The 26,535-nt window shown below is 55.8% G+C and carries 23 protein-coding genes and 1 pseudogene; 8 read left to right on the top strand and 16 right to left on the bottom strand.

What is annotated here, in order from left to right:
• Positions 1–149 precede the first annotated feature (149 nt).
• Positions 150–1,022, top strand: a complete 873-nt coding sequence (locus AFK65_RS00465) for an ROK family protein (RefSeq protein ID WP_038858432.1) — start codon at positions 150–152, stop codon at positions 1,020–1,022.
• Between the two features lie 24 nt (positions 1,023–1,046).
• Here the strand turns inward: AFK65_RS00465 and yiaY are convergent, their stop codons facing one another.
• The 4 genes from yiaY to AFK65_RS00445 form a co-directional block, all read right to left on the bottom strand.
• On the bottom strand, positions 1,047–2,198 hold the full coding sequence (yiaY, locus tag AFK65_RS00460; RefSeq protein WP_038858435.1) for an L-threonine dehydrogenase: 1,152 nt from the start codon (positions 2,196–2,198) through the stop codon (positions 1,047–1,049).
• A 213-nt stretch (positions 2,199–2,411) separates the two neighbouring features.
• Positions 2,412–4,259 (bottom strand): selenocysteine-specific translation elongation factor, encoded by a 1,848-nt coding sequence (gene selB / locus AFK65_RS00455; protein ID WP_038858437.1) that lies wholly within the window; start codon positions 4,257–4,259, stop codon positions 2,412–2,414.
• On the bottom strand, positions 4,256–5,638 hold the full coding sequence (gene selA, locus AFK65_RS00450) for an L-seryl-tRNA(Sec) selenium transferase (RefSeq protein ID WP_038858439.1): 1,383 nt from the start codon (positions 5,636–5,638) through the stop codon (positions 4,256–4,258). The genes selB and selA overlap by 4 nt, the downstream gene beginning before the upstream one ends.
• Before the next feature lie 104 nt (positions 5,639–5,742).
• Positions 5,743–6,351, bottom strand: a complete 609-nt coding sequence (locus tag AFK65_RS00445; protein ID WP_007704072.1) for a glutathione S-transferase — start codon at positions 6,349–6,351, stop codon at positions 5,743–5,745.
• A gap of 531 nt (positions 6,352–6,882) precedes the next feature.
• On the opposite strand from AFK65_RS00445, the gene AFK65_RS00440 reads away from it, so the two are divergent.
• The 5 genes from AFK65_RS00440 (at position 6,883) to fpr (ending at position 12,690) form a co-directional block, all read left to right on the top strand.
• Positions 6,883–8,802, top strand: coding sequence for a PTS mannitol transporter subunit IICBA (locus tag AFK65_RS00440; RefSeq protein ID WP_038858441.1), 1,920 nt, complete (start codon positions 6,883–6,885; stop codon positions 8,800–8,802).
• A 188-nt stretch (positions 8,803–8,990) separates the two neighbouring features.
• Complete coding sequence (gene mtlD, locus AFK65_RS00435) at positions 8,991–10,139, top strand: mannitol-1-phosphate 5-dehydrogenase (protein WP_007704069.1); 1,149 nt, start codon at positions 8,991–8,993, stop codon at positions 10,137–10,139.
• A 48-nt stretch (positions 10,140–10,187) separates the two neighbouring features.
• Positions 10,188–10,727: a mannitol operon repressor MtlR gene (gene mtlR, locus AFK65_RS00430; protein WP_007704067.1), complete on the top strand. Its 540-nt coding sequence runs from the start codon at positions 10,188–10,190 to the stop codon at positions 10,725–10,727.
• Between the two features lie 112 nt (positions 10,728–10,839).
• Complete coding sequence (gene glpX, locus AFK65_RS00425) at positions 10,840–11,850, top strand: class II fructose-bisphosphatase (protein ID WP_038858444.1); 1,011 nt, start codon at positions 10,840–10,842, stop codon at positions 11,848–11,850.
• Between the two features lie 93 nt (positions 11,851–11,943).
• Positions 11,944–12,690 carry a ferredoxin--NADP(+) reductase gene (fpr, locus tag AFK65_RS00420; RefSeq protein ID WP_007704059.1) on the top strand — a complete coding sequence of 249 codons (747 nt, stop codon included), beginning with the start codon at positions 11,944–11,946 and terminating at the stop codon, positions 12,688–12,690.
• On the opposite strand, the gene AFK65_RS00415 is transcribed toward fpr, so the two are convergent.
• Positions 12,691–13,110, bottom strand: a complete 420-nt coding sequence (locus tag AFK65_RS00415; protein ID WP_007704056.1) for a DUF805 domain-containing protein — start codon at positions 13,108–13,110, stop codon at positions 12,691–12,693. It lies immediately after the preceding gene.
• Between the two features lie 114 nt (positions 13,111–13,224).
• On the opposite strand from AFK65_RS00415, the gene AFK65_RS00410 reads away from it, so the two are divergent.
• Together AFK65_RS00410 and tpiA are read left to right on the top strand one after the other, a co-directional pair.
• The gene (locus AFK65_RS00410; RefSeq protein WP_007704051.1) at positions 13,225–13,824 is read left to right on the top strand and encodes a YiiQ family protein; all 600 of its coding nucleotides are present in this window, start codon (positions 13,225–13,227) and stop codon (positions 13,822–13,824) included.
• 106 nt (positions 13,825–13,930) lie between these two features.
• Positions 13,931–14,698 (top strand): triose-phosphate isomerase, encoded by a 768-nt coding sequence (tpiA, locus tag AFK65_RS00405; protein ID WP_007704049.1) that lies wholly within the window; start codon positions 13,931–13,933, stop codon positions 14,696–14,698.
• 58 nt (positions 14,699–14,756) lie between these two features.
• Here the strand turns inward: tpiA and AFK65_RS00400 are convergent, their stop codons facing one another.
• From AFK65_RS00400 to AFK65_RS00360, 11 genes and pseudogenes are all read right to left on the bottom strand, one after another.
• Positions 14,757–15,098, bottom strand: coding sequence for a DcrB-related protein (locus tag AFK65_RS00400; RefSeq protein WP_236692221.1), 342 nt, complete (start codon positions 15,096–15,098; stop codon positions 14,757–14,759).
• 491 nt (positions 15,099–15,589) lie between these two features.
• Positions 15,590–16,030, bottom strand: coding sequence for an SMI1/KNR4 family protein (locus tag AFK65_RS00395; RefSeq protein ID WP_007704029.1), 441 nt, complete (start codon positions 16,028–16,030; stop codon positions 15,590–15,592).
• 141 nt (positions 16,031–16,171) lie between these two features.
• Positions 16,172–16,543 carry an immunity 22 family protein gene (locus tag AFK65_RS20500; RefSeq protein WP_226993514.1) on the bottom strand — a complete coding sequence of 124 codons (372 nt, stop codon included), beginning with the start codon at positions 16,541–16,543 and terminating at the stop codon, positions 16,172–16,174.
• A 158-nt stretch (positions 16,544–16,701) separates the two neighbouring features.
• Positions 16,702–17,256 carry a hypothetical protein gene (locus AFK65_RS00390; RefSeq protein ID WP_038858446.1) on the bottom strand — a complete coding sequence of 185 codons (555 nt, stop codon included), beginning with the start codon at positions 17,254–17,256 and terminating at the stop codon, positions 16,702–16,704.
• Positions 17,257–17,597: 341 nt separating this feature from the next.
• Positions 17,598–18,140, bottom strand: coding sequence for a hypothetical protein (locus AFK65_RS00385; RefSeq protein ID WP_032805097.1), 543 nt, complete (start codon positions 18,138–18,140; stop codon positions 17,598–17,600).
• 177 nt (positions 18,141–18,317) lie between these two features.
• Entirely contained in the window at positions 18,318–18,839 is a 522-nt protein-coding gene (locus AFK65_RS00380; RefSeq protein ID WP_038858449.1) for a hypothetical protein, read from the bottom strand.
• Between the two features lie 454 nt (positions 18,840–19,293).
• The gene (locus AFK65_RS00375) at positions 19,294–19,995 is read right to left on the bottom strand and encodes a hypothetical protein (RefSeq protein ID WP_050555883.1); all 702 of its coding nucleotides are present in this window, start codon (positions 19,993–19,995) and stop codon (positions 19,294–19,296) included.
• 8 nt (positions 19,996–20,003) lie between these two features.
• Positions 20,004–20,213 (bottom strand): hypothetical protein, encoded by a 210-nt coding sequence (locus AFK65_RS21665; RefSeq protein ID WP_144421389.1) that lies wholly within the window; start codon positions 20,211–20,213, stop codon positions 20,004–20,006.
• 181 nt (positions 20,214–20,394) lie between these two features.
• A pseudogene (locus AFK65_RS21660) lies at positions 20,395–21,414 on the bottom strand (RHS repeat-associated core domain-containing protein); the annotation flags it as partial.
• A gap of 152 nt (positions 21,415–21,566) precedes the next feature.
• Positions 21,567–21,962: a hypothetical protein gene (locus tag AFK65_RS00365; protein WP_032805094.1), complete on the bottom strand. Its 396-nt coding sequence runs from the start codon at positions 21,960–21,962 to the stop codon at positions 21,567–21,569.
• Between the two features lie 2 nt (positions 21,963–21,964).
• Positions 21,965–26,533 (bottom strand): RHS repeat-associated core domain-containing protein, encoded by a 4,569-nt coding sequence (locus AFK65_RS00360; protein ID WP_236692220.1) that lies wholly within the window; start codon positions 26,531–26,533, stop codon positions 21,965–21,967.
• Positions 26,534–26,535: the final 2 nt, after the last annotated feature.

Here is a 26,535-nt window from a genome sequence, read left to right as displayed (position 1 = left end):
CCTCTTTTCATATCAGCCGTTACTTAACCACAATCACGACATACGCGGTATTCACCAGAAATAGCGGCGGATTACCTTCCTTTACGTTGCGTTTTCGCAGGTACGCCATACTCAAAGGCGGAACCCGGTTTGTCACAGAAGGAATGACCATGCGCAAGTTTATCGGCTTTGACATTGGCGGCACCCATATCAAACACGGCCTGATCACCGAAGAGGGCGAGGAGCTTTCCAGCGACGAATATGATACCCACTACGATCCTGACGCGTTCAAAAACGCCTGGCGCGAGGCCGTTGAGCGTTACCAGAAAAATGACGACATAGCGGGCATCGGCGTCAGTTTCCCCGGCTATATCAACCCCGGCACCGGCCATGTGCCGAAGGCGGGCGCGCTGACGTTTCTCGACGGCTGTAATCTGCTGGAGCTGTTTGGCGAACTGACGTCGCTGCCGGTCACGGTGGAAAACGATGCGAACTGCGCGGCGCTTGGCGAAATGTGGCGCGGCGCCGGGCAGCGCTACGACTCGTTTATCTGTATGACCATCGGCACCGGCATTGGCGGCGGCCTGATCCTCAACCGTGAACTGATGCGCGGCGCGCACTTCCGCGCGGGCGAGTTTGGCGTGATACCGGTCGGCGACAACGGCGAGAACATGCATCAGATCGCCTCCGCGCGCGGGCTGATGGAAGCGAGCCGCCGGGCGCTGTCGCTGCCGTCAGACGCCCCGCTGCACGGCAAAGAAGTCTTCGAACGCATGGGTGGCGACGTGCATCTGCGTGAGGTGGTGGAGCGCTGGGTCGGTTATCTGGCGCGCGGCGTTTACAGCGTGGTGTCGCTCTACGATCCGCAGGTAGTGCTGATTGGCGGCGGCATCAGCCAGCAGAAAGATCTCTACCCCATGCTTGAGCGCAGCCTCGAAAAATATAACTTCTGGGATGCGTTGCGGGTGCCCATTCAACCCTGCCAGCTCGGCAACCAGGCCGGGCGGCTGGGCGCGGTGTGGCTCGCGAAACAGAAACAGTAGCCCCGCCGCGACGGGGCTTACGCCTTACAGGGCCGCGCGATAAATCGCCATGATTTCCGCGTGGCTTGCCTGCACCGGATTAGTAAACCCGCAGGCGTCTTTAAGCGCGTTCTCCGCAAGCTCAGAGATATCGTCTTCACGCACTCTCAGCTCCCGCAACCCGGCAGGAATATGGATCCTGCGAGCCAGCGCGCAAATAGCGGCGATGCAGGCATTCGCCCCTTCGGCGTCGCTCATGCCGCTGACATCGACGCCCATCGCCTGCGCGCAGTCGCGCAAGCGGTGCCCCGCCGCGGCGCTGTTAAAGCGCTGTACATGCGGCAGCAGGATAGCGTTACAGACGCCGTGCGGCAGATCGTAAAAACCGCCCAGCTGATGCGCCATCGCGTGCACATACCCGAGCGACGCGTTATTAAACGCCATCCCCGCCATAAACTGCGCCCAGGCCATCGCCTCGCGGGCCGCGACGTTATCCCCCTCTTCCACCGCCTGCGGCAGCGTTTGCGCAATCATGGCGATGGCTTTCAGCGCGCAGGCGTCGGTCACCGGCGTGGCGGCCGTCGAGACATACGCCTCGATGGCGTGGGTCAGCGCGTCCATGCCTGTCGCGGCGGTCAGCGATTTCGGCATCCCCATCATCAGCGCCGGATCGTTAACCGACATCACCGGCGTCACATGTTTATCGACAATCGCCATTTTCACATGCCGCTCCTGGTCGGTGATGATGCAAAAACGCGTCATCTCCGACGCCGTGCCCGCCGTGGTATTGATGGCGATCATCGGCAGTTGCGGTTTGCGGGAGCGGTCGACGCCTTCGTAATCACGGATATCGCCGCCGTTGGCGGCCACCAGCGCGATGCCCTTGGCGCAGTCGTGCGGCGAACCGCCCCCGAGCGAAATCACGCAGTCGCAGCGATGCGCGCGCAGCATACTTAAGCCCGCTTCCACATTTTCCGTGGTCGGGTTCGGGTGCGTGCCGTCGAAAACCACGCTGTGGATGCCTTTCTGCGCCAGCATCTCCTTTAGCTGGCCCGCCATGCCCAGCGCCGATAGCATACCGTCCGTCACAATCAGCGCGTTGCGATAGCCATATTCACAGGCCGTTTTCAGCGCCTCGTCGAGACTATTCATGCCAATCATATTAATTGCGGGAATATAAAAAACAGACGCGGTCATACTCATTATCCTTAATGAATGAAATGAGCCTCTGAAAATACACCGCATGGCAGAGTGAAAAAAGCGAGACGCCGCGAATTACGACGAATTGGTTGCCAGAAAGCACCATAAAATAAAACAGTTAGCGATATTTTCTGGAATTATTCATGAGTTCATTAAAACATGGGGAATATATATTTCATTGATATATATTCCCCGGTTTCGGTAGTCGATTTACAGCGTGGAATTAAACAGCGCGCTGTCGCGCAGCAGATGTTCATTGCCGCGACGGCGGGTAAAGCCGATGCGGTCGAAATATTCCAGAATCTGAATCGCCAGCTTACGGCCCACGTTCAGGCTGTCGCGGAAATCGGCGGCGACGGTCGCGCCTTTCTCGCGATCGAGCGTGCGGATCAGATCGGCGAACGCCACAATGCGATCGTGACGATAATAGCGATCTTTAACGATCGCCGTGATGAAGCCCTGCTGCGCGGCGAGCCGCAACAGCTGGCGCATCGCCTGTTCTTCTTCACCCGCTTCGCGCGCCAGATCGCGCACCCACCAGGGCTCGTCGCCAAACAGTCCCTGAATTTTTTCCCACAGCGCCTGCTGAGACTCGCTGAAACCGGCCTTATGGCCCGGCAGATGCAGCCAGCCTTCGCGGCTCGCGAGCTGTCCGTCGCGCCGCATCCGTTCGATCAGCGCCAGCACCAGCGGCTCCGGCTCGGAAGGGAGCGTCATGCGCCGCAGGCGCTCGCGGCCAGGGCCCGGCTCTTCGCTGTGCGTTTCATGGTAGCGGGCGAGCGTGGCGAGCAGTTTCTCCTGCCAGCGCGCCGCGAGCGCGCTGCTTAACAGATAACCGTTCGCCTGGAGATAGTCCCCACTGCCCGCCAGCGCGTCGAGCGATGCCGCAGAGAGCTGGCGCGCCCAGCCGAACGTCGCGAGCGCGACCGCGCCGCGCGAGGCGTGGAGCCGCAGCGCGTCAGCGTCGGTTCTGGCGCTTGCCAGTTCGGCGAGAAACGCGAGAAATTCCGGCTGGCGTTTGCCGCGCCGCGGGGTTTCCAGCGTGACGACGCGCGCGCCCGCCAGCGTCTGGCGCGCGCTGATGTCGCGCAGCACCAGCCGGTCGTTATCGGCCAGGAAGAGCGGCGTGTCGAACACCAGCTCCGCCAGATTATCTTCCAGCAGCGAGACGCGACCGGTGACGTGGCTCGCCGCATGGTGAATATGCAGCGGCTGCCACTGTTGCAGCGGCGCATGGTGGTCGAGCGTGACGATAACCCGCTCTGTGGCCTGCGGCGGCGCGTCGCTGAGCAGCCAGTCGCCGCGCCGGATATCCGCTTTCTGCGCGTCGCCGCTGATATTCAGCGCGATGCGCTGACCGGCGAACGCCCGCTCCGTCGGCTGGTTCTGCGCGTGCAGGCCGCGCACGCGCATCGGCGTGTTCGCGCCGGTCAGGTAGAGCGTATCGCCGACGTTCACCTCGCCGGAAAGCGCCGTGCCGGTCACCACCAGGCCCGCGCCCTTGACGGTAAACGCGCGATCGACCGCTAGGCGAAAGCGCTGCCCGACAGGATGCGTGCGTTCGGGCAACGTGCGCAGATGGTCGCGCAGCGCCTCTATGCCCACGCCTTCGGTGGCCGCCGTGACGAACAGCGTGGCGTCGTGCCAGCCATAATCGCTCAGCGTGGCCATCACCTGCGCTTTCACCTGCACGAGGCGTGCGTCATCCACCCGGTCGGCTTTGGTGAGCGCCACGGTGAGCGTCGGCTGGCCGGTCAGGCGCAGAATTGCGAGGTGCTCGCGGGTCTGGGCCATCACGCCGTCATCGCACGCCACCATCAGCAGCGCATGATCGATGCCGCCCACGCCCGCCAGCATATTAGCCAGGAATTTCTCATGGCCGGGCACGTCGATAAAGCCGATGACGCGCCCGTCCGGCTGCGGCCAGTAGGCATAGCCGAGATCGATGGTCATGCCGCGTTTTTTCTCTTCCGGCAGACGGTCGGCGTTAATACCGGTGAGCGCTTCAAGCAGCGTGGTTTTGCCGTGGTCCACATGCCCGGCGGTGGCGATAATCATTGCAACAACATCTCCATCAGTCCTGCCTCGTCTTCAAGGCAGCGTAAATCGAGCCATAACCGCCCGTCGCCCACGCGCCCGATAACCGGCACCGGCAGACGGCGCCAGCGGGCGGCAAGCGCCTCAAGACGGCCGCCGCGCCCGTCGCGCGGGGTGAAGGTGAGCGCCGCACCCGGAAGGCGGTCGACCGGCAGCGAGCCGCTGCCGATCTGCGACAGGCAGGGCGTCACGTCTATCTGAAACTCGTCGCCGTAGCGGGCCTCCAGCGCCGGGCGCAGGCGCTGCGCCTGTTCGTTAATGTCAGACGCCTGACGCGTCAGCAGCCGTAGGGTCGGCAGCCGTTCGGCGAGTTTTTCCGGATGCAGATAAAGGCGCAGCGTGGCGTCGAGCGCCGCCAGCGTCATTTTGTCGGCGCGCAGCGCGCGCTTGAGCGGGTGTTTCTGAAGCGCCGCGATGAGCGACTTTTTGCCGACGATAATCCCTGCCTGCGGCCCGCCCGGCAGTTTATCGCCGGAAAAGCTCACCAGACTCGCCCCGGCGGCCAGCGCCTCCTGCGGCATCGGCTCTTTCGGCAGCCCATACTGGCTGAGATCGATAAGCGAACCGCTGCCGAGATCGACAATTACCGGAAGCGTTGACGCCTGCGCCAGCTCGGCGGCCTCCACGGCTTTGGTAAAGCCTTCAATCTGGTAATTGCTGGTGTGTACTTTCATCAGCAGCGCGGTCTGCTCGCCGACAGCATCCAGATAATCGCGCAGGTGCGTGCGGTTGGTCGTGCCCACTTCCACCAGCTGACAGCCCGCCTGGCGCATCACATCCGGGATACGAAACGCGCCGCCAATCTCCACCAGCTCGCCGCGCGACACGATCACCTCTTTGCCTGCGCCCAGCGCCGCCAGCATCAGCAGCACCGCCGCGGCGTTGTTATTGACGATACAGGCGTCTTCCGCGCCGGTGAGTTCGCAGAGTAATTCCGCCAGCGCGCGGTCGCGGTGGCCGCGCTCGCCGCCTTCGGCGTCATACTCCAGCGTCACGGGCGAGCGCATGGCGCGGGCGACCGCTTCAACCGCTTCTTCCGCCTGCAACGCGCGGCCAAGATTGGTGTGCAGCACCGTCCCGGTAAGATTAAAAACCGGGCGCAGCGCGCTTTGCGAACCGCGCGCCAGCCGGTCGGCCGCCGCCGCGGCCCAGTCGTCGCACCATGAGGGCAGCGCCTGGCGCTCGCGAATGGCGAGCCGCGCCGCCTCCTGCATCGCGCGAAGGGTGTTGACCACGCGGGTATGGCCGTAGGCGTCCAGCAACGGCTGGAACGCGCTGTCGCGCAGCAGGCGGTCGGTGGCGGGAAGCTGGCTGTAAAGCAGACGGGAATCGGTCGTCATGGCGTGCATAAACCTGGATAAAACATGGCGATAATTTAGCAGGAAACGCGGGGCAGTTCAGTCCCCGCGCCCGGTCAGCGCAATAAAAGGCGGTTCCCACCCGGTCAGGCGCTGGGCGGCTCGGTACGCGCGAAGCTGTCGCGGGCAAAAAGCGCCTCCACCAGTTTCACCAGATGCGGACGCTGCGCGCACCAGCCCGGCGCCACGCGACGGAAATTGAGATAGCCGATGGCGCAGGCGGTGGCGATGGTGGCGAGCGTCAGTTCCTCGGCCTTCAGCGTGCCGTCAGCCGCATACCCTTCCAGCGCGTCGAGGCCGCGGTTGATTTTCTCCCGCTGGCGCAGCAGTTCACTTTCCGACTGCTGTTCCGCCGGGCGCGCCTGCTCGCGAACCGAAACCAGCGCCGCGTCCATAATGCCGTCGGCAAGCGCCTCCAGCTGGCGAACTTTCAGCGCCGCGCGCGGTTCTTGCGGCACCAGCGCCGGTTGCGCGTCCAGCAGCTCGATATACTGCGCGATGATGGGCGAATCAAACCAGGTCTCGCCCTCATCGGTCACCAGCGCCGGCACTTTCCCCAGCGGGTTGTACTGCGCCATGCCGTTCTGTTCGGCATAGGGCGATTCATTTACGAACTCAAACACGATGCCTTTTTCAAGCAACATCACAGAGATTTTGCGTACAAACGGGCTGGTGTAACTACCGATAATTTTCATGCCGGGTCCTTTTACGTTAACGCCAGGGTCAGGGTCAGTATGATTCAGGATACGCCAAAAGGAGGCGCGGCGGCGCGCTAAAACGTCATTTGAAGCATGACTGGCAAGCGCCTTTTTACCGCATTTTCCTGCTGTAACTTTCTTACAGACTATCCTTGATAGCGTGAGTAAAAAATGTACGCCGCCCGTTCAGATTATTCCTGGGAAATATTTTGTGATTCACATCACAAACGAATAACAAAGACGCCGAATGGAAATGTGATTTTATTCACATTTAATGGTTAATAGCGGTGACATTTTGCGCATTGTCTTTTTTTTACACGTCTTTTTTGTGACGCAAGTCACCTAACAACACCCCTGGCACCCCGCTATCAAGTGATCGCGATCACACTTAAAGGGCCTGTCTGGACACCATCGCGATTCAGTGCCAGATTTCGCGTCATCAGAGCATGGGTCCGGCTACCTCTGCCGCCACGTTAACAATAAACCTCGGGCCGCAAGCCTGCGCGTAAACATAAGAAGGGGTGTTCTATGTCATCCGATATCAAGATCAAAGTGCAAAGCTTTGGTCGCTTTCTCAGCAATATGGTAATGCCTAACATCGGCGCGTTTATCGCCTGGGGTATTATCACCGCGTTATTTATTCCCACAGGATGGTGGCCAAACGAGACGCTGGCGAAGCTGGTCGGCCCGATGATCACTTACCTGCTGCCGCTGCTTATCGGTTATACCGGCGGTAAGCTGGTCGGCGGCGAGCGCGGCGGCGTGGTGGGCGCGATTACCACCATGGGCGTTATCGTCGGCGCGGATATCCCGATGTTCCTGGGCGCAATGATCGCAGGCCCGCTGGGCGGCTTCTGCATCAAGAAATTCGACGCCTCGGTCGACGGCAAAATCAAATCCGGCTTTGAAATGCTGGTGAACAACTTCTCCGCGGGCATCATCGGGATGATCCTCGCGATTCTGGCGTTCCTCGGCATTGGCCCGGCGGTAGAAGTGCTCTCCAAAGTACTGGCCGCGGGCGTGAACTTCATGGTGGTTCACGACATGCTGCCGCTGGCGTCGATTTTCGTTGAACCGGCGAAAATCCTGTTCCTCAACAACGCCATCAACCACGGTATCTTCTCGCCGCTGGGCATTCAGCAGTCGCATGAACTCGGCAAATCTATCTTCTTCCTGATTGAAGCCAACCCGGGTCCGGGCATGGGTATTCTGCTGGCGTACATGTTCTTTGGCCGCGGCAGCGCGAAGCAGTCCGCAGGCGGCGCGGCTATCATCCACTTCCTGGGCGGTATCCACGAAATCTACTTCCCGTATGTGCTGATGAACCCGCGTCTGATCCTCGCCGTTATCCTGGGCGGTATGACCGGCGTCTTCTGCCTGACCATACTGAACGGCGGCCTGGTTTCTCCGGCGTCTCCGGGCTCTATCCTGGCGGTGCTGGCGATGACGCCGAAAGGCGCGTACTTCGCAAACCTGGTGGCGATTTTCGCCGCGATGGCCGTCTCCTTCGTGGTGGCCGCTATCCTGCTGAAAACCAGCAAAGTGAAAGAAGAAGACGATATCGATGCTGCGACCCGTCGCATGCAGGATATGAAAGCGCAGTCCAAAGGCGCCGCGACCGCGGCGAGCGCGGATCTGAGCAACGACCTGAGCCACGTGCGTAAAATCATCGTCGCCTGCGACGCCGGTATGGGGTCCAGCGCGATGGGCGCCGGCGTACTGCGTAAGAAAGTGCAGGACGCGGGCCTGAGCCATATTTCCGTGACCAACAGTGCGATTAACAGCCTGCCGGGCGATGTGGATCTGGTGATCACCCACCGCGATTTAACCGAGCGCGCCATGCGCCAGGCGCCGCACGCGCAGCACATCTCGCTGACCAACTTCCTGGACAGCGGCCTGTACGCCGGCCTGACCGAACGTCTGGTGGCCGCGCAGCGTCATACGCAGAACGAAGAGAAAGTGCGCACCAGCCTGCAGGACAGCTTCGACGCCAACGACAGCCACCTGTTTAAGCTCAGCGCGGATAACATCTTCCTGGGCCGTCAGGCGGCGAATAAAGAAGAGGCGATTCGCTTTGCGGGCGAGCAGCTGGTGAAAGGCGGCTACGTGCAGCCGGAATATGTGGACGCAATGCTGGAGCGCGAAAAACTCACCCCGACCTATCTCGGCGAGTCCATCGCGGTTCCGCACGGCACCGTGGAAGCCAAAGACCGCGTGCTGAAAACCGGCGTCGTGTTCTGCCAGTATCCGCAGGGCGTGCGTTTTGGTGAAGAAGAAGACGATATCGCCCGCCTGGTGATTGGTATCGCGGCGCGCAATAACGAACATATTCAGGTCATCACCAGCCTGACCAACGCGCTGGATGATGAAAGCGTGATTGAGCGCCTGGCGCATACCAGCAGCGTCGATGAAGTGCTGGCGCTGCTCTCCGGTAAAACTGTGGCCTAACGCCACACAGAGAGGGACACTGTCCCTCTCTTTCTCATTGAGAAGCTATTGAGATGTTTGTGCTCCGCCAGGGCAACCTTACCTCTCCCGTTCAGGGAGAGGGCAAGGGAAAGGGAGGTCGCACGCAGCACCCTTTCCCCCGCCCTCTCGGGTGATACAGTTTCCGCTTTAAGTAAGAAGGTATTCCCATGAAAGCATTACATTTTGGCGCAGGTAATATTGGTCGTGGCTTTATTGGCAAACTGCTCGCTGACGCAGGCATCGGCCTGACGTTCGCCGACGTGAACCAGACGGTGCTGGACGCGTTAAACGCGCGCCACAGCTATCAGGTGCGCGTGGTGGGCGAGCAGGAGCAGATTGATACTGTTTCCGGCGTGGATGCGGTTAACAGCACCAGCGACGATGTCGTGACGCTTATCGCCACGGTCGATCTCGTGACGACCGCCGTTGGCCCCGTCGTGCTGGAGCGCATCGCCCCGGCGGTCGCCAAAGGCCTGGCGCTGCGTAAAGCGCAGGGCAACGAGCGCCCGCTTAATATCATCGCCTGTGAAAACATGGTGCGCGGCACCAGCCAGCTGAAAACCCATGTGTTTAACGCGCTGGCAGAGAGCGACAAAGCCTGGGTGGAAAGCCACGTCGGTTTTGTTGATTCCGCCGTTGACCGTATCGTGCCGCCGTCGGCATCCGCCGCGCACGATCCGCTGGAAGTGACCGTTGAAACCTTCAGCGAGTGGATTGTCGACAAAACCCAGTTCAAAGGCGAGTTGCCGACCATCGCAGGCATGGAGCTGACCGACAATCTGATGGCATTTGTTGAACGCAAGCTCTTCACCCTGAACACCGGGCATGCTATAACCGCCTACCTCGGAAAACAGGCCGGTCATCAGACCATTCGCGACGCGATTCTGGATGAGAAAATTCGTCTGGTGGTGCGCGGCGCGATGGAAGAGAGCGGCGCGGTGTTGATTAAACGCTACGGCTTTGATGACGCGAAACATGCCGCGTATATCGAGAAGATCCTTAGCCGTTTTGAAAACCCGTACCTGAAAGACGACGTAGAGCGCGTTGGCCGTCAGCCGCTGCGCAAACTGAGCGCGGGCGACCGTCTGATTAAGCCGCTGCTGGGCACGCTGGAATATGGCCTGCCGCATCAGAATCTGGTGCTGGGTATCGCCGCCGCGATGCATTTCCGCAGCGAAGACGATCCGCAGGCGCAGGAGCTGGCGCAGCTTATCGCCGACAAAGGCCCGCAGGCCGCGCTGGCGCAGATTTCCGGGCTGGACGCCAACAGCGATGTCGTGGCTTCGGCGGTAAACGCGTATAACGCAACAGCGTAATGAATAACGGGCGCGGCTGAGTCTGCGCCCGCTGATGACGTGTCAGATATGCAGGCAATGATGGAAGAAACCCAGGCCTTTGAAAACCGTGTGCTTGAGCGTCTGAATGCTGGCAAAACCGTAAGAAGCTTGTTGATCGCCGCCGTAGAGCTCCTCACCGAGGCGGTCAATATTCTGGTGTTGCAGGTGTTCCGTAAAGACGACTACGCGGTCAAATACGCCGTTGAGCCGTTGCTCGACGGCAGCGGCCCGCTGGGCGATCTCTCCGTGCGCCTGAAGCTGATTTACGGGCTCGGCGTGATAAGCCGCGCCGAGTACGAAGACTGCGAACTGCTGATGGCGCTGCGTGAAGAACTCAATCACGACGGCAATGACTACGCCTTTACCGACGATGAAATCCTCGGGCCCTTCGGCGAACTGCACTGCGTCGTCGCGCTGCCGCCCGCGCCGCCCGCCCTCGAAAGCAGCGACCCGCAACTGATCCAGATGCAAAAACAGCGCTACCAGCAGGTCGTGCGCTCCACTATGGTCCTTTCCCTGACTGAATTGCTCTCAAGGATCAGCTTAAAAAAAGCCTTCCAGAAGTAGCTTCGGTGGCCGCGTAGCGCTTCTGTCCCCTCTCCCGCCGGTCAGCCCTCCGTAACAGCCGTTACCCGCTCTGTGCTACACTCCGACGCAGTTAATCTTGCGGAAAAGAGTCATGAAACGAGAACTTGCCATCGAATTTTCACGCGTCACCGAAGCGGCGGCGCTGGCCGGGTACAAGTGGCTGGGACGCGGCGATAAAAACCTCGCTGACGGCGCGGCCGTTAACGCCATGCGCATTATGCTCAATAAAGTCGATATCGACGGGCAGATTGTGATTGGCGAAGGGGAAATCGATGAAGCGCCGATGCTCTACATCGGCGAGAAGGTCGGCACCGGCACCGGCGACGCGGTTGATATCGCGGTCGATCCTATCGAAGGCACGCGCATGACGGCGATGGGCCAGGCCAACGCGCTGGCGGTGCTGGCGGTGGGCGATAAGGGCAGCTTCCTGAACGCGCCCGATATGTATATGGAGAAGCTGATTGTCGGCCCCGGCGCGAAAGGCGTTATCGATCTCAGCCTGCCGCTTGAGCAAAACCTGAAAAACATCGCCGCGGCGCTTGATAAACCGCTTAATGAACTCACCGTCACTATTCTTGCCAAGCCGCGCCACGATGCGGTTATCGCGCAGATGCAGCAGCTCGGCGTGCGCGTTTTCGCCATTCCTGACGGCGACGTGGCGGCGTCTATTCTGACCTGTATGCCGGACAGCGAAGTGGACGTGCTTTACGGCATCGGCGGCGCGCCGGAAGGCGTGGTGTCGGCGGCGGTGATCCGCGCGCTGGATGGCGATATGCAGGGCCGCCTGCTGGCGCGTCACGTTGTGAAAGGCGACACGCCGGAAAACCGCCGCATCGGCGAGCAGGAGCTCGCGCGCTGTCAGGCGATGGGCATCGCGGCGGGCAACGTGCTGAAACTGGATGAGATGGCGCGCAACGATAATGTGATTTTCTCAGCGACCGGCATCACCAAGGGCGATCTGCTGGACGGCATTACCCGCAAGGGCAATATCGCCACCACCGAGACGCTGCTGATCCGCGGCAAATCGCGCACCATTCGCCGCATTCAGTCGATTCACTATCTCGATCGCAAAGACCCGGAGATCCAGACACACATTCTGTAATCGTTTGTCGGAACGAGCTTTCCGGCCCGTTCGGGCTGGAAATGGTGCGCGGCGCTGGCGAAGATAAAGTAACAGCTAACAGAGGAGCGAAACATGGCGGATTGGGTTACAGGTAAAGTGGTTCGGGTTCAGCACTGGACCGATGCTCTCTTCAGTCTCGTGGTTCACGCCCCTGTCGCGCCCTTCACCGCCGGACAATTCACCAAGCTGGGTCTTGAGATTGACGGCGAGCGCGTGCAGCGCGCCTATTCTTACGTCAACGCGCCGGGCAACCCGGATCTGGAGTTTTACCTGGTGACGGTGCCGGAGGGCAAACTCAGCCCGCGGCTGCACGCGATGCAGCCCGGTGACGAGGTGATGGTGGTAAGCGACGCGGCGGGCTTTTTCGTGCTGGAAGAAATTCCCGAGTGCGAGACGTTATGGATGCTGGCGACCGGCACCGCCATCGGCCCGTATCTGTCGATTCTGCAGGAAGGTAAAGATCTCGAGCGCTTCCAAAATATCGTGCTGGTGCACGCGGTGCGCTACGCCCAGGATTTGAGCTACTTACCGCTGATGCTGGAGCTGCAACAGCGCTACGAAGGCAAGTTACGGGTGCAGACGGTGGTGAGCCGTGAAACGGTCTCAGGCTCGCTGACCGGGCGGGTGCCGGCGCTGATTGAAAGCGGCGCGCTGGAAGAGGCGGTCGGGCTGCCGATGGACACCGCGACCAGTCATGTGATGCTGTGCGGGAACCCGCAGATGGTGCGCGATACGCAGCAGTTGCTGAAAGATACCCGCCAGATGGCGAAGCATCTGCGCCGCCGTCCGGGGCATATGACGGCGGAGCACTACTGGTAATCAGCGGTACTTCACATCCAGCGTGTCTTTGCCGTATTTGTTCTCGCCCTGGGTGCCGAGAAACGCGCCCAGGTCCAGCAGCATCATCACCATGATGAGCGTCGGGATGAAGCGCCCCACGGCCCACTGCCAGACGCCGCCCAGCACCGCCCAGTTACCGGCAAGCAGCATCCACGCGAGGATCATCAACAGCGCCCACGCGCCCGATTTGCCGCGGTCGTGGAGGCGTTTCACCACCACCGACGCCGTCGGCCACAGCAGACACACCAGTATAAACGCCGCGGTCTGCGTATTGAGTAAATCATTGCCTGTCAGGGTAAAAAGGATAATCATCGACGCCACCCAGAGCGCTATCCATACCCAGAAATCACGGCGGCCAATCCGGCCTTTAAAAGAGAACAACCACTGCTGAAGGGTCATAGCCTAAACCTTACTGTATGTGTGGCGCACAGTTTACCCTGGCGCGGACGGGTTTTGACAAGCCAGCCCGATATGGTTTTAATCGCTGTGATACGCAACCGGGAAAGGTGAATCATGAAGCCGCTGTTTTATCTTCTTTTTCTGACGCTGCCGCTGGCGGCGCGCTTCGCTGATGCCGAAACCGACCCACAGACGCTGACGCCGACCGCGCCGTACCTGCTGCCCGGCTCGCCCACGTTTGACCTCTCGATTTCCCAGTTTCGCGAACGGTTCAATGCCGACAACCCCACGCTCCCGCTCAATGAATTTCGCGCCATCGACGTGAAAGGCGATAAGGTCAACCTGATGCGCGCGGCCAGCAAGATTAATGAAAACCTCTATGCCTCCACGGCGCTGGAGCGCGGCACGCTGAAAATCAAAAGCATCCAGATAACCTGGCTGCCCATTCAGGGGCCGGAGCAGAAAGCCGCGAAAGCCAAAGCGCTGGAGTATATGGCGGCGCTGCTGCGGAGCTTCACGCCGAAAATGGGCAAAGCGCAAAGCCAGCAGCGGCTGACGCACTTACTGACCGAGGGCAAGGGCAAACGCTACTTCAGCCAGGCCGAAGGCGCGATTCGCTATATAGTCGCAGACAGCGGCGAAAAGGGCCTTACCTTCGCCGTTGAACCGATTAAGCTGGCGTTATCGCAAACGCTGGAAGGGAGCAATAAATGACAAAAAGCAAAGCCTTTCCGGGTTCGAATCTCTATACTGTTTCACAGACCGCGCTGCCTGACGGGCAGCAATATTCCTTAATTCGCTTAGCGCGTGGAGAGTAAAAATGCGACATCCTTTAGTGATGGGTAACTGGAAACTGAACGGCAGCCGCCACATGGTAAACGAGCTGGTAGCTAACCTGCGTAAAGAGCTGGCTGGCGTGACCGGCTGCGACGTAGCGATCGCCCCGCCGGCGATGTATCTGGATCTGGCGAAGCAGGCCGCCGCTGGCAGCCACATCATTCTTGGCGCTCAGAACGTCGACGTTAACCTCTCCGGCGCGTTCACCGGTGAAACTTCCGCTGAAATGCTCAAAGATATCGGCGCGAAATACATCATTATCGGCCACTCCGAGCGTCGTACTTATCACGCGGAATCTGACGAGCTGATCGCGAAGAAATTCGCCGTGCTGAAAGCGCAGGGTCTGGTGCCGGTACTGTGCATTGGTGAAACCGAAGCTGAAAACGAAGCGGGCAAAACGGAAGAAGTCTGCGCGCGTCAGATCGACGCTGTGCTGAAAACCCAGGGCGCTGCGGCGTTCGAAGGCGTTGTGATTGCTTACGAACCGGTATGGGCTATCGGTACCGGCAAATCCGCCACCCCGGCACAGGCGCAGGCAGTTCACAAATTCATCCGTGACCACATCGCCAAAGCCGACGCGAAAATCGCCGAGCAGGTTATCATTCAGTACGGCGGTTCTGTGAACGCGGCTAACGCGGCAGAGCTCTTCACCCAGCCGGACATCGACGGCGCGCTGGTAGGCGGCGCCTCTCTGAAGGCGGACGCGTTCGCGGTCATCGTGAAAGCCGCTGAAGAAGCGAAAAAAGCGTAACACTCTGCGCCGCTCATTCGGGCGGCGCTCTTTTTCCCTTCCCTGCTCTCACTCGTCTTCAGGCGCTTTTTTGCTGCCGGTGAAACTTAATACTCTGCATAATTTCCTGATACTGCCAGTGGTGTGAATCCAGAAACTCGCCGATGCAGGTGCCGATATAGCACACCATTTTTTTGCCTTCCTGCGCATCGTTTACCAGGATCACCGTCTGGCGTTGAAACACCGGCGTATTGTCTTCCATATACTGATAGAACATATCGACCGCCGGTTCACCGTCGATAATGGTCATCTCCGTGGATTCCAGACGGAATTCGGGCAGGGAGGTTTCCATTTCTCTGACGATGCGGGCGGCGACGGCATGGACCTTATCATCCGCATTGGCAGAGGCTCGGGAAACCACAAAGGTTAATTCACTTACGTTACTGTCACTAACGGGGAATAAATTCATAACTCAGTCTTTATCTATTTTGGGCGTAACACGCTCTGCTACCTGTAAAAAAGAGAACACGACGCCACACGGGCGACCGCCATATTTAAAAGCGCACATTTATGCTGGGTGTATTTGCGTTAAGCTAAACCGCATTTCCGGCAGAGGATAACGCGTTTCATCGGGCAATTAAAAGTCCTGAGGGCAATTTCCTGCCTTATGTGAAATTTATTCAATACAGACAATAAGTTATATACCTTAAGGTTATGCAACAGCCGCCATAATTCGATATTTTCTTATAATTTCACTGTGCATATGATCAGGCAATATAACCGATGCGGCAACAGATAAGCATTAATTGATAAAAAGAAGACGGTAAAATCGGGTTGATAAAGGTTGAAAGGCGGCAAAAAAGGAAAAAGCCGCCGGGCGTTATCTCGCCTTTATCCTGAAAATAGTCACATTTAAAGTCGGTATAATGCCCTTATAAAATTCTCAAATGAATCTGCAACCTCAAAAAGGGCATCGCCGTCTTCGGCATAGAGATAGACACGACCGTAATCACTTTCTTTTAATGACAGAAAAAAGGAATGACCGCCGTTATCATAAGCGAACGGGATAAATTCCTTTTTATGCCAGGGGCCGTATTCGCTGTCGGCAGGCGTAATGCTGATTATGTCGCTAATGAGTGTTTCAATGGGAAGCTGTCCATACTTGATCGGGTTAAAACCACCCACAGGGATTCCCCACCGGTCTGCCTCAACGTCTTCCTCAGCTAAGTAACCGCCGTTTATTCTTAAATAGTGCGCTTTGAAGGATTCCGGCAGGGGTACAGGAAAGCTTTTTGCAAATTCTGTCCACTCAATGTTACTTATCTTTCTTTCGGGATCGACCAGTTCAACCATGGGTAAGTGCTCCTTAAAGTCATTTTTAAACAGAAAAACTCGTAAGATATTTTCATTCTCTCTTAGAAATACTCTATATTTGCACATTAGTTGTTTGTTAAAAGCATAACTAACTTCAAAACATTTTTTAATATCATTACATCAATCGCCTTCAAACAGGCCAATGTACTTTAAACCATTATAGCTAATTGATGGATCTGGCTTCATATTCAATGCGGAGTCGGCATACCATACTAAAGCATTCGCTTTTTGAATTCCTGATGCGTAACATTTCGATTTAACGTTTTCTTTCACCCCCTCGTCTACAGCAGCTTCTTCAAGCAGATCATCTAACGGAACTGCTTTACTTTCTCTGCGTATAATGCCAATAAAATCTTCATCGTACCATTTGATACCTAAATCTCTACAGAATCCGCACACTTGATAATCAGGATCGTCTATATCACCATCGGTAGAATAATCTAATTCAAAATAACGCGTATAGTCATCTGCCGATGAAAAGTTATTCCCTATCCATAAATGAACTTAATTGTTAATCATTTCGAAAGCCTCTGGCATTAAAATGCCGGTTATAATTTATAAGTTTATTTGACTCTGTACTGAAACCAGATGTCAATCTACCGCTTTTTATGGAAAACACGCTCAATCGGACTGTTATGAGTTGCGGTTTTCTATGATGGTGGGAGGTTGCGGTGCGCTTCGGTGCGGTTGCCCACGGCGTCCCAGAAGAAGCGCTCTTCTTTCTGCGGTTCAACGGCTTTTGTCACCTGGCCCGCGGCGTCGTAGCCCCACAGGTACTGGCTGTATTTTTCGCCCGGCGTCGCCGGAGTCGCATCGGTGTGTATCTGCTGGACTATCTGGTCGGTGCAGTCCCAGCGGTAGCGGCGCTCGAACACCAGCTCGCGGCGCGCGTCCAGCACCGTGCGCTGCGTGACGCGGCCTGCGGAGTCGTAACGAGTCTCCTGCGAGAGCACGCCCTGGCTGCGGGAAACTTCCCGGTGCAGGCGGTCGCGGCCGTACGCCGCCAGCGTGTGCATTGCTCCGCCGTGGCGCAGCTGCATCTCCAGCAGGTGACCGGTGCCGTAGCGCAGCGTGGCAAGCTCCCGGCCATCCGGGAATGTTGTGCTGCTGAGGTTGCCGAGCGCGTCGTACTCATACTCGAACTTCCCGCCGTGGTTCTCCTCGCTCACCAGCTCGCCCGCGGCGTTACGGGTGAAGACCAGCACGGCGTCCCACTCAGGCTCACGCTCTTCCAGCAGCGCCTGCCGCCATTCGGCGCGCGTGGCGCGGCGGATTTCCAGCGAGAGCGTGTTATGGCGGTACTCGGTGCGGTGCTCCGCGGTTTCGCGGTTTCGCGGTTTCGCGGTTTCGCGGTTTCGCGGTTTCGCGGTTTCGCGGTTTCGCGGTTTCGCGGTTTCGCGGGCGGTAAGATAAATTCCCTTTACAAAAGTAGAATTAATAATTCCAACTAAAGAACACTTTGTTGAAAATATAACATCACAGAACTAACATTATAAAAAATGCATTGCCTTGGATAGGCGATGCATTTAATATAAAGAAATTAAAGTCACTTTAAAACAGCAGGATTGAATACTACAATGTCTTTATTTTTTTTCACACCACAAGGCATAGCCCCCGCTTTAAATATCTCATATATTTCTTCAAGAGGTGATCCCGGCACAATTCCATTAATATATCGCTGAGTTGAAACCATACTCAACATATATATAACCTCATCGCTAACTTCGCTTATAAAATCCTCATATTTTTTATTTTCCGCAAGACCCATCTTCTTCTTTAAAAGATATGCTTTACGCTTTCTGATATTTTCTTTTAAAGCATCCCCTTTTGAAATCATCATTTGCTTTTTAATAGCTTCTTGCGATTCTTTATAAAGAGGGTTTAAAAATAATTCGGAAGTAACCTCAGCAAAAAAATCAGTCCATACCAAATATTGTTCAGGCAATTGTTGATCAAAAATAAGATGCAAAGCCAACTTCTTATCATTAATATTTTCTAGGTTTAATACATTTCCATTGCTTCCAGCAAGAAGCTCAGGCTTGCGGGAAAGCAGCATAGGTTCCATGTAAACATCCACAAAAACTTGCATAATCACTCCAGTGTTAAATTAAACCTTCGCTCTGAATTAAATTGTGATAGGTCGTCCTTTACCTTAACGCAGGGAAATAATGCAAAGACCATTACGCTCTTTGATAAGCTATAAGCTAAGAAAGTTAATTTATAGTTACTTTAAGTGATTCAAAAAATATACAGGCATCAATATGTTTCATATTGTTAAATTAGGATTAAATAACAAAAAGCGTTCTTTTTTCATACCACATACCCAGCCGCCGCTCTTATAAAGGCCATATACTCTCTCAAAAAAATCATCTTTTATTTCATTATCAAGATATCGATTGATACAAACAAGAGCTAAAACAGAAAATGCATCTTGCCTGGCTTCCGAAAATAAAAAATCATCATATTCAGAGTTTATATTTTTAATCTTCTTTTTCCGATATTCCAAAAGTAGAGAAGAATTTTGCTTTTGGCGATTTTCTAGTTCAGCAGAGACAAAACTTTGTGCACTTGAAAATAAGCTATTGGCACGTAACTTTTTTTCGTATTCAGACAAGACATCTTGCCAAATTTTATATCCGGATGGAAGGTTTTGTTCAAAAGCGAACAAAAACGCATCTTCCCTCCTTTTAACAAGTAAAAAATCACTCAAATTTTGTTCATCAACACCTTTGAAAAATTGTTCTGAGAATAAAAAGTCAATTGGTTCTAATGTATATTCCTTATTCACTACGAATATCCTTTACTAAATATCCTTGACCATAGACTATGGTCTTTATGATTATTTAAAGCACCACCAGCGCGATCCATATCGAAATATGAAAATGCTTAATATTTTTTTCGTCCCATGGATGACTACCGAATGGATATTATAAAAATAAATAGCAATCATAATACTTATATAATATTTAGATATTTATTTAATAATATTAACTAGCTTTTTAGGTGAATTGATATTAGATTATGCATCTTCGTAAGATTAATTCCTGAACTATTATTAAAACATAAGTCTATTCCTATCCTTTCATTCTATATGCAGAATAAGGCGGAGAGTCCGCCCTGAATGCTTATAATAAAGAAATTAATTAATAATTTCTATCTGGGTAACATTTTAATTTTTTTAGGTGCGTATTTCTTCCAAGAAATTAGCACCCCCTGAGAGCCAAGCTCGTTATTTATTTGTTCTAATAGCTCTTCTGGCACAGTCCATAACCATCGCTCATCGGCACCATCGATTTTTTTAATTCACCCCATGAATTCTTTGAAATGATTTCTGATAAAGTTAACTCACCTACTTTAATTTTTAGATGAAAAGAATTAATTATGTTTAAAGGATAAACCAGTCTTAGCATAGTAGAATTAAATCGAGCTTCACCTTTAAATCTACCATCAGTTTCTTTATTAAAAGCCAGTGCATTTTCCCAAGGGAAAATCTTGACCATATTTTCCCCGGCAGCATAATAATATGCGTCATATACATCACTGCATTTATAACCAATAGCATAAGCCGCAATATTATTTGCGAAGAACTCTTCCAAAAATAAAATTAGTGACTTAAAATCGTTACCCTCATATTGGATATCGATATGAAAAAAGCCACCAAATTCTTTGGTTGAGAAACCAAATGCTGCCTTCCATGGTCCATCTTTATTACTTTCATGATATATTCTAAAATCTTTTGCTTCCCCTTTATCTAAAGCAATTTTCAGATGTTCTAAATCAGCCTCGATAAAGTCAATGTCTTCGTCTCCAGAGGTTTTGCAAAAAGCGTAATAACCCTGAGCATTTGGAGTCATCTTAATAAACTTAAAAAAGCGAGAGCTTTCATTAAAAGCATCAACAGGAGTAACTTCATTTGTACCATAAATAGACACGCCAAAAGTCATACTATCTCCTATATACTATCAATTAAATCATCCAGCACGGATTTTATGTGATAAGCATCATATTGATGTTTAAAAACAATGATCTCACCCTGCTGTGAACCGGGTAGGTTACTCATTGCAGTTTGGTTTCGTGTTGTTAATGTTGGCAATTTCTTGCCCATATCTGTTTTTGAAGCGAGTTCAATAGAATGTGTTTTCCCATTAATATCAATAGCCATAATATCAGGCCTTCTTCCTGAAACACCAGGACCATGAGCAAAACTGTATGATCTATTTAAACTTACCACTCATTGCTAATTTATTAGCGATAACTTCTGAAAACTGATTATGGCCAGGTGTTTTATCAACTTGCCCTTTGCCATATATTTTTGCGCCATTAACCTCTCTGACTGGACAAGGCGCGAGTCCGAAAGGATCAATACCTGTAAGCGGATCACCCACATAACTGTAGGTATTCATCCCGCCCGCTAACCCAATCGGGTCCATCTGGGTGTAACGCCCGGCGACCGGGTCGTAATAGCGGAAAAGGTTGTAGTGAAGTCCGCTTTCACGGTCGAGGTACTGGCCCTGGAAGCGCAGGTTCTGCGGCACCTGCCACTGCGGTACGCTGAGTTCGCGCTCGGTTTCGCCCTAGGTGCTGAAATGCCCCCGCCAGACGGTCTGGCCGTCCGCGTCCGTCACCCGCTCCGGCAGGCCGTTGAGCTCGGTGTGGTACCAGTAAATCTCGCAGTCGTCGAAAACACTGTCGATGCGCGCCAGCGGCTCGTAGCTGCCTTCGGTGTAGACGTACTGAACGTAGTGGTCCGGCTCGCGGTCGCTCTGTTCGCCGGCCAGTTGCAGGCCCTGCCAGCCGAAGCGGATGGTTTCCGGCTGCCGGTCGTTATAACGCCACAGAACCTTATGCGTCCTGCGGCCCAGCGGGTCGTAGCGGTACTCCACTTTTCTGTATTCCGCATGACCGGTGAAGGTGATTTCTTTTACCCGCTGCTCATCGTCATAGGCAAAATGCTGGATAACGCCGGATTTGTCCCGTCGCTGAATCAGCCGCCCGAACCCGTCATAATCCAGCTTCAGTCCGTCGAGGCGCAGCAGCAGGTTATGCCACACCGGGTTGCGGTGCTCCTCAGTGCGGTTACCTGCCGGGTCCCAGAAAAAGCGTTCTTCCTTCTGCGGTTCGACGGCTTTCGTGACCTGGCCCGCGGCATCGTAGCCCCACAGGTACTGGCTGTATTTTTCGCCCGGCGTCGCCGGAGTCGCATCGGTGTGTATCTGCTGGACTATCTGGTCGGTGCGGTCCCACCGGTAGCGGCGCTCGCTCACCAGCTCGCCCGCGGCGTTACGGGTGAAGACCAGCACGGCGTCCCACTCAGGCTCGCGCTCTTCCAGCAGCGCCTGACGCCATTCGGCGCGCGTGGCGCGTGGCGCGTCACCTTACGCTCGCGCAGTTTCTTATTTTTTTATTGTTAATAAAATTAAACATGAAAATCATCAAGAGCAAAGCTCTTGATGATTACAGTTAATGATTGCGTCGATATAATAGGTTATTATATTACTATCATCTTCTTCTAAAACTATTTCTTATACAAATCACCAAAAGCCACTTCAATATAATCATCAGGGTTATTTATCATGAAATCCTCCCCAGGAAAAAGAATATCCCAAACAATAATATAGAACTCCCTCATACTAATTTTACTTGGTGGATCAAATACTGGGATCGCTGACTCATAAAGACGCTTGAGTTGCTTTTCATCATAAAAGCTTATTGCATATGCAAAGCTATTTTTGCATCTATCCTTAATAAAGGGTGGAAGATTATCATATGATGGCTTTATTAAGCCTTTTAATACTAAATCCAAGCTTTCTTCATTAGATAGGTTCAACCCTATAAAAGAGCTATCCATATTGGGGTCTTCAGCAAGCGACTGCCAAACCATTGAAACGTAACTATTGCTAATTTTTTTCATATTTACTCCGCAATTCCAAATATACTATACATTTTCCCTGTCTTCGTATTAAAACTTGCACGAACTCTCCTTGTGCTAAAATATTCCTCACCACCCATCTTATAACCTTCAGCTACAGTCTGGGGCATATCAAAATCTACTTTGCCATTCGTATGAATTTTAGGATCATACTCTTTTAATGCTCTCTCAATTGCTTGCTGATGGTCTTGATACGTAAGGAATCGTGTAGCATCCACAGGACGCCCAGGCACAGCATCAGGTGTATAACCCGTAGTAGCCCTATATTTTTGCTGTTCCAATGTAGTACCAGCCCCATGTCTTCGAAGACCATGAATACCAGCATCCCCATGTTCTCTCTCGAATGCCTGAATCCATTTTTTAGAAGTTGTTTCACACATCAACCCCAATGGATCCACCCACGTCAGCGGATCACCCACATAGCTGTAGGTATTAATCCCGCCCGCTAACCCAATCGGGTCCATCTGGGTGTAACGCCCCGCAACCGGGTCGTAATAGCGGAACAGGTTGTAGTGCAGGCCACTTTCGCGGTCGAGGTACTGGCCCTGGAAGCGCAGGTTCTGCGGCACCTGCCACTGCGGTACGCTGAGTTCGCGCTCGGTTTCGCCCCAGGTGCTGAAATGCCCCCGCCAGACGGTCTGGCCGTCCGCGTCCGTCACCCGCTCCGGCAGGCCGTTGAGCTCGGTGTGGTACCAGTAAATCTCGCAGTCGTCGAAAACACTGTCGATGCGCGCCAGCGGCTCGTAGCTGCCTTCGGTGTAGACGTACTGAACGTAGTGGTCCGGCTCGCGGTCGCTCTGTTCGCCGGCCAGTTGCAGGCCCTGCCAGCCGAAGCGGATGGTTTCCGGCTGCCGGTCGTTATAACGCCACAGAACCTTATGCGTCCTGCGGCCCAGCGGGTCATAGCGGTACTCCACACGGCGGAACTCTGCGTTCCCCTCAAACCGGATTTCCTTCACCCGCTGCTCATCGTCATAGGCAAAGTGCTGGATAACGCCGCTTTTATCCTGACGGCGCGTGAGCCTGCCGAACCCGTCGTAATCGAGCTTCAGCCCGTCGAGGCGCAGCAGCAGGTTGTGCCACACCGGGTTGCGGTGCTCCTCCGTGCGGTTGCCCGCGGCGTCCCAGAAGAAACGCTCTTCCTTCTGCGGTTCGACGGCTTTCGTGACCTGGCCTGCGGCATCGTAGCCCCACAGGTACTGGCTGTATTTTTCGCCCGGCGTCGCCGGAGTCGCATCGGTGTGTATCTGCTGGACTATCTGGTCGGTGCGGTCCCACCGGTAGCGGCGCTCAAACACCAGCTCGCGGCGCGCGTCCAGCACCGTGCGCTGCGTGACGCGTCCGGCGGCGTCGTAACGCGTTTCCTGTGAGAGCACGCCCTGGCTGCGGGAGATTTCCCGGTGCAGGCGGTCGCGGCCGTACGCCGCCAGCGTATGTGTCGCCCCGCCGTGGCGCAGCTGCATCTCCAGCAGGTGGCCGGTGCCGTAGCGCAGGGTGGCGAGCTCCCGGCCATCCGGGAATGTTGTGCTGCTGAGATTACCGAGGGCGTCGTACTCATACCCGAACTTCCCGCCGTGGTTCTCCTCGCTCACCAGCTCGCCCGCCGCGTTGCGGGTGAAGACCAGCACGGCATCCCACTCAGGCTCGCGCTCTTCCAGCAGCGCCTGACGCCATTCGGCGCGCGTGGCTCGCCGGATTTCCAGCGACAGCGTGTTGTGGCGGTACTCGGTGCGGTGCTCTGCGGTTTCCCGGGCGGTGAGGCGGCCCAGCACGTCATATTCAAAGGCAGTCACAAGCGGCGCGTCCGCGCTGCCCGGCAGCGGATGGCGAATCACCTCCGTCACCTGCCCCAGCGCGTCGTGGCGGTACTCCGTCAGGCGGCCCGCGTAATCCCGCTGGCCCGTCAGGCGGCCTGCGGCGTCATACTCAAACCGCCAGCTCTCGCGGTTCGGGTTCACCAGCGTCGTCAGACGGCCGAAGCGGTCATAGCGCAGGCGCGTCAGATGGCCCGCCGGGTCGGCGGCGCTCACCACCTGACCGCGCGCGTTACGCGTGACTTTGCGCTCGCGCAGCCCGTCGTCATCCTGCCCGCACAGCAGCCCGGCCCTGTCATATTCATAGTGCGTCTCGCGGCCGTCCGCCCGCCGCCAGGTGCGCAGACGCCCCGCCGCAGTCAGCGTCCAGCGGTCGGTGTTGCCTTCGGCGTCGCTGGCGCTGAGCGGTCGCCCCGCGTCGTCATAAAGCCGGTGGCTCTGGTTGCCGGAGCAGTCCTCGTCGCGCACCAGTTGCCCGCGCTCGTTCCACCAGAACCGGTGCGTGTTGTTCAGCGCGTCGGTCTGCTGAACCAGGTCGCCCTGCTCGTTCCACTCAAAGCGCGTCACGCCGCCTTTCGGGTCGGTGAGCGCGACCACATCGCCGCGCGGGTTGTATTCATACTGCCAGGTGGCGCCGTCCGGCAGCACTTCCTTCACCGGGAAGGCGAACGCCGGGTGCCATGTGGTGAACGTGCTGTGGCCGAGCGGGTCACGCACTTCCGTCAGGTTGCCGTGCTCGTCGTAGCCGTATACCCAGCGGCTGCCGTCCGGCGTGGTGGCCGCGGTCAGCAGCTCGGCATAATCCGCCCACTCGTAGCGCCACACGCCGCCGTGGCGGTCGGTGTATTCCGTGATGCGGTAGAGGAAATCCCAGCAGTGGCGCGTCAAGAAACCCGCGTCGCAGCTTACCGTGGCGCAGCGTTTCGCCTCGTCGGCATCAATGCGCCAGCGCTCCAGCACATTGTCCTGGTCGTCCAGCACCTGATAACCGCACACGCGCCAGTTGGGCGCATCGGCGGCGGGCTGCCACTGATAATGCACGCTCAGGTTAGTGGAGTAGCTGTGCCAGCCCATCATGTCGCTGGCGCGATCCCAGCCGAAGCGGCGCGTGACGATGCCGTCCGCGTCGGTCACGTCGGTCAACTGGCCATGTTCGTTATAGCCGTAAGTCACCAGCAGGCGGCGCTCGCCGTTGCATACCTGATGCACGCTGGCGAGACGGCCATGCGTTTTCTCATACGCGAGTTCGACATCCAGCGCTTCGTTGTCGCCGGAAATCCGCGCCAGCCTGCCGTGTTCATCCCAGCTGTAGTACTGGCAGTTCTCGTGACGATCGTAGATGCGGAACAGCCGCCACTCGCCCGGACGCGTCGGGTCCGGTTCGTAGACGTGGTATTCGCCGCTCGTCATCTGGAGCATCAGCGTGCCGCTGACGGTGTAATAGAGCGTAACGCCGTCTTCGAGATAATCCACCACGTCGCCGGGGGTCAGCTCGCCCAGGCCCAGATCGCGGCCGGACATATCGCGCCAGATAAATTCGTTGTTCTCAAGGCGGAAGAAGCGGGTCTCAAACGGCAGCAGCCAGCCGGCGCCGAGCATACCGGTCGCCAGATTGCGGCTGTTGTAGACACGCTGCCAGATAAGCGGAATGCGGTCTTCCAGCGTGAAATCGCGGTCTTCGCCGCCCGCGAGGATTTTCGCGCCGCTGGCGATATCCACCGGGTGCTGCGTCTGGCGCGATTCGCTGCCAATGCGTCCCGCCTGAAGCAGGGCGATCGTCGTCAGTCCCATGGTGAAATCAGAAAGAAGCTGGCAGCAGAACATCTTGCCCATGCGACGGTTGAATATCGCCCTGAATAACCCTTTGCTGAGATTGCGCAATATTCCCGGCCCAAGGCTGCCGATGGCGTTACCGATAAGCCGCGCCCAGAAATTCTTACCGCTGCGGATATCGCGCACCACGATGCTCTCGCCGCCGATGTACACCCGCGAGTTTTCCAGTACCTGGACTTTGGCTTCGCAGGTGCTGCGGTCGCCGTTGCGGCTCGCTGGCTGCCCGTTGATCAGCACTTTTTTCGAGCCTTCCGCCAGAAAGTTGGTGCCGGTGGCCATATGCCCTTTAGTGCAGTCGACGGTATCGCCCGGCGCAGCTTCGGCGTAAGGGCTGGCGCCCTCGACCACCGGCTGGGTGAGGTTATCCCAGACGCCGGTCGCGAAGTTTTTGATGGTGCTTCCGCTGTTTTTAGCGACGGCTTTCGTTCCCGCCCATATCTCATCCATGGTGGGCATACTAATCTGCGTCAGCTCAAGAATATCGATAGCCATGCCCACCGCCATCTTTTTAGCGGCGTCGAAAAAGCTCTCTTGCGGAACGGGGTTGTTGAGATAGTTATGATCGACGGTACCCGCCGCGCGCGCTGCCGCTTTGCGCATAATGAAAACGTTGGGAGAACCGCTGCTGATAGTTGCATCGGGCGGGCCGCCCCCGCCAAAGAAGTTGCTGATGGCGTCAACGCCCTTACCGACAAAATCACCGATCTTTTCCGGCCAGTCGGTCGCATAGGCGACACCAATAACCGCCACGCCTATCACAGCGGTAAACGGGTTCGACATGAGGGCCATGCCCCCTGCCAGCGCGGCGAGACAGATGGCCCCCTCCACCACGCCGCTAACCACATCGGCAATCAGAGAGCTGTGAACCAGCGGATCGTGAATACGGGCAGCTAACAGTTCGGACACGC

The organism is Cronobacter universalis NCTC 9529 (assembly GCF_001277175.1).
Lineage (GTDB): Bacteria > Pseudomonadota > Gammaproteobacteria > Enterobacterales > Enterobacteriaceae > Cronobacter > Cronobacter universalis.
The sequence above is the reverse complement of the archived record's forward strand: the minus strand, read 5'-3'. Positions and strand labels throughout refer to the sequence as shown.

Bases quoted from the DNA above. Each gene is read 5' to 3' on its own strand.
- AFK65_RS00465 (WP_038858432.1), top strand. From the start codon at position 150: ATGCGCAAGTTTATCGGCTTTGACATTGGCGGCACCCATATCAAACAC.
- yiaY (WP_038858435.1), bottom strand. From the start codon at position 2,198: ATGACCGCGTCTGTTTTTTATATTCCCGCAATTAATATGATTGGCATG.
- selB (WP_038858437.1), bottom strand. From the start codon at position 4,259: ATGATTATCGCCACCGCCGGGCATGTGGACCACGGCAAAACCACGCTG.
- selA (WP_038858439.1), bottom strand. From the start codon at position 5,638: ATGACGACCGATTCCCGTCTGCTTTACAGCCAGCTTCCCGCCACCGAC.
- AFK65_RS00445 (WP_007704072.1), bottom strand. From the start codon at position 6,351: ATGAAAATTATCGGTAGTTACACCAGCCCGTTTGTACGCAAAATCTCT.
- AFK65_RS00440 (WP_038858441.1), top strand. From the start codon at position 6,883: ATGTCATCCGATATCAAGATCAAAGTGCAAAGCTTTGGTCGCTTTCTC.
- mtlD (WP_007704069.1), top strand. From the start codon at position 8,991: ATGAAAGCATTACATTTTGGCGCAGGTAATATTGGTCGTGGCTTTATT.
- mtlR (WP_007704067.1), top strand. From the start codon at position 10,188: ATGCAGGCAATGATGGAAGAAACCCAGGCCTTTGAAAACCGTGTGCTT.
- glpX (WP_038858444.1), top strand. From the start codon at position 10,840: ATGAAACGAGAACTTGCCATCGAATTTTCACGCGTCACCGAAGCGGCG.
- fpr (WP_007704059.1), top strand. From the start codon at position 11,944: ATGGCGGATTGGGTTACAGGTAAAGTGGTTCGGGTTCAGCACTGGACC.
- AFK65_RS00415 (WP_007704056.1), bottom strand. From the start codon at position 13,110: ATGACCCTTCAGCAGTGGTTGTTCTCTTTTAAAGGCCGGATTGGCCGC.
- AFK65_RS00410 (WP_007704051.1), top strand. From the start codon at position 13,225: ATGAAGCCGCTGTTTTATCTTCTTTTTCTGACGCTGCCGCTGGCGGCG.
- tpiA (WP_007704049.1), top strand. From the start codon at position 13,931: ATGCGACATCCTTTAGTGATGGGTAACTGGAAACTGAACGGCAGCCGC.
- AFK65_RS00395 (WP_007704029.1), bottom strand. From the start codon at position 16,030: ATGGTTGAACTGGTCGATCCCGAAAGAAAGATAAGTAACATTGAGTGG.
- AFK65_RS00385 (WP_032805097.1), bottom strand. From the start codon at position 18,140: ATGCAAGTTTTTGTGGATGTTTACATGGAACCTATGCTGCTTTCCCGC.
- AFK65_RS00375 (WP_050555883.1), bottom strand. From the start codon at position 19,995: ATGACTTTTGGCGTGTCTATTTATGGTACAAATGAAGTTACTCCTGTT.
- AFK65_RS21665 (WP_144421389.1), bottom strand. From the start codon at position 20,213: ATGGCTATTGATATTAATGGGAAAACACATTCTATTGAACTCGCTTCA.
- AFK65_RS00365 (WP_032805094.1), bottom strand. From the start codon at position 21,962: ATGAAAAAAATTAGCAATAGTTACGTTTCAATGGTTTGGCAGTCGCTT.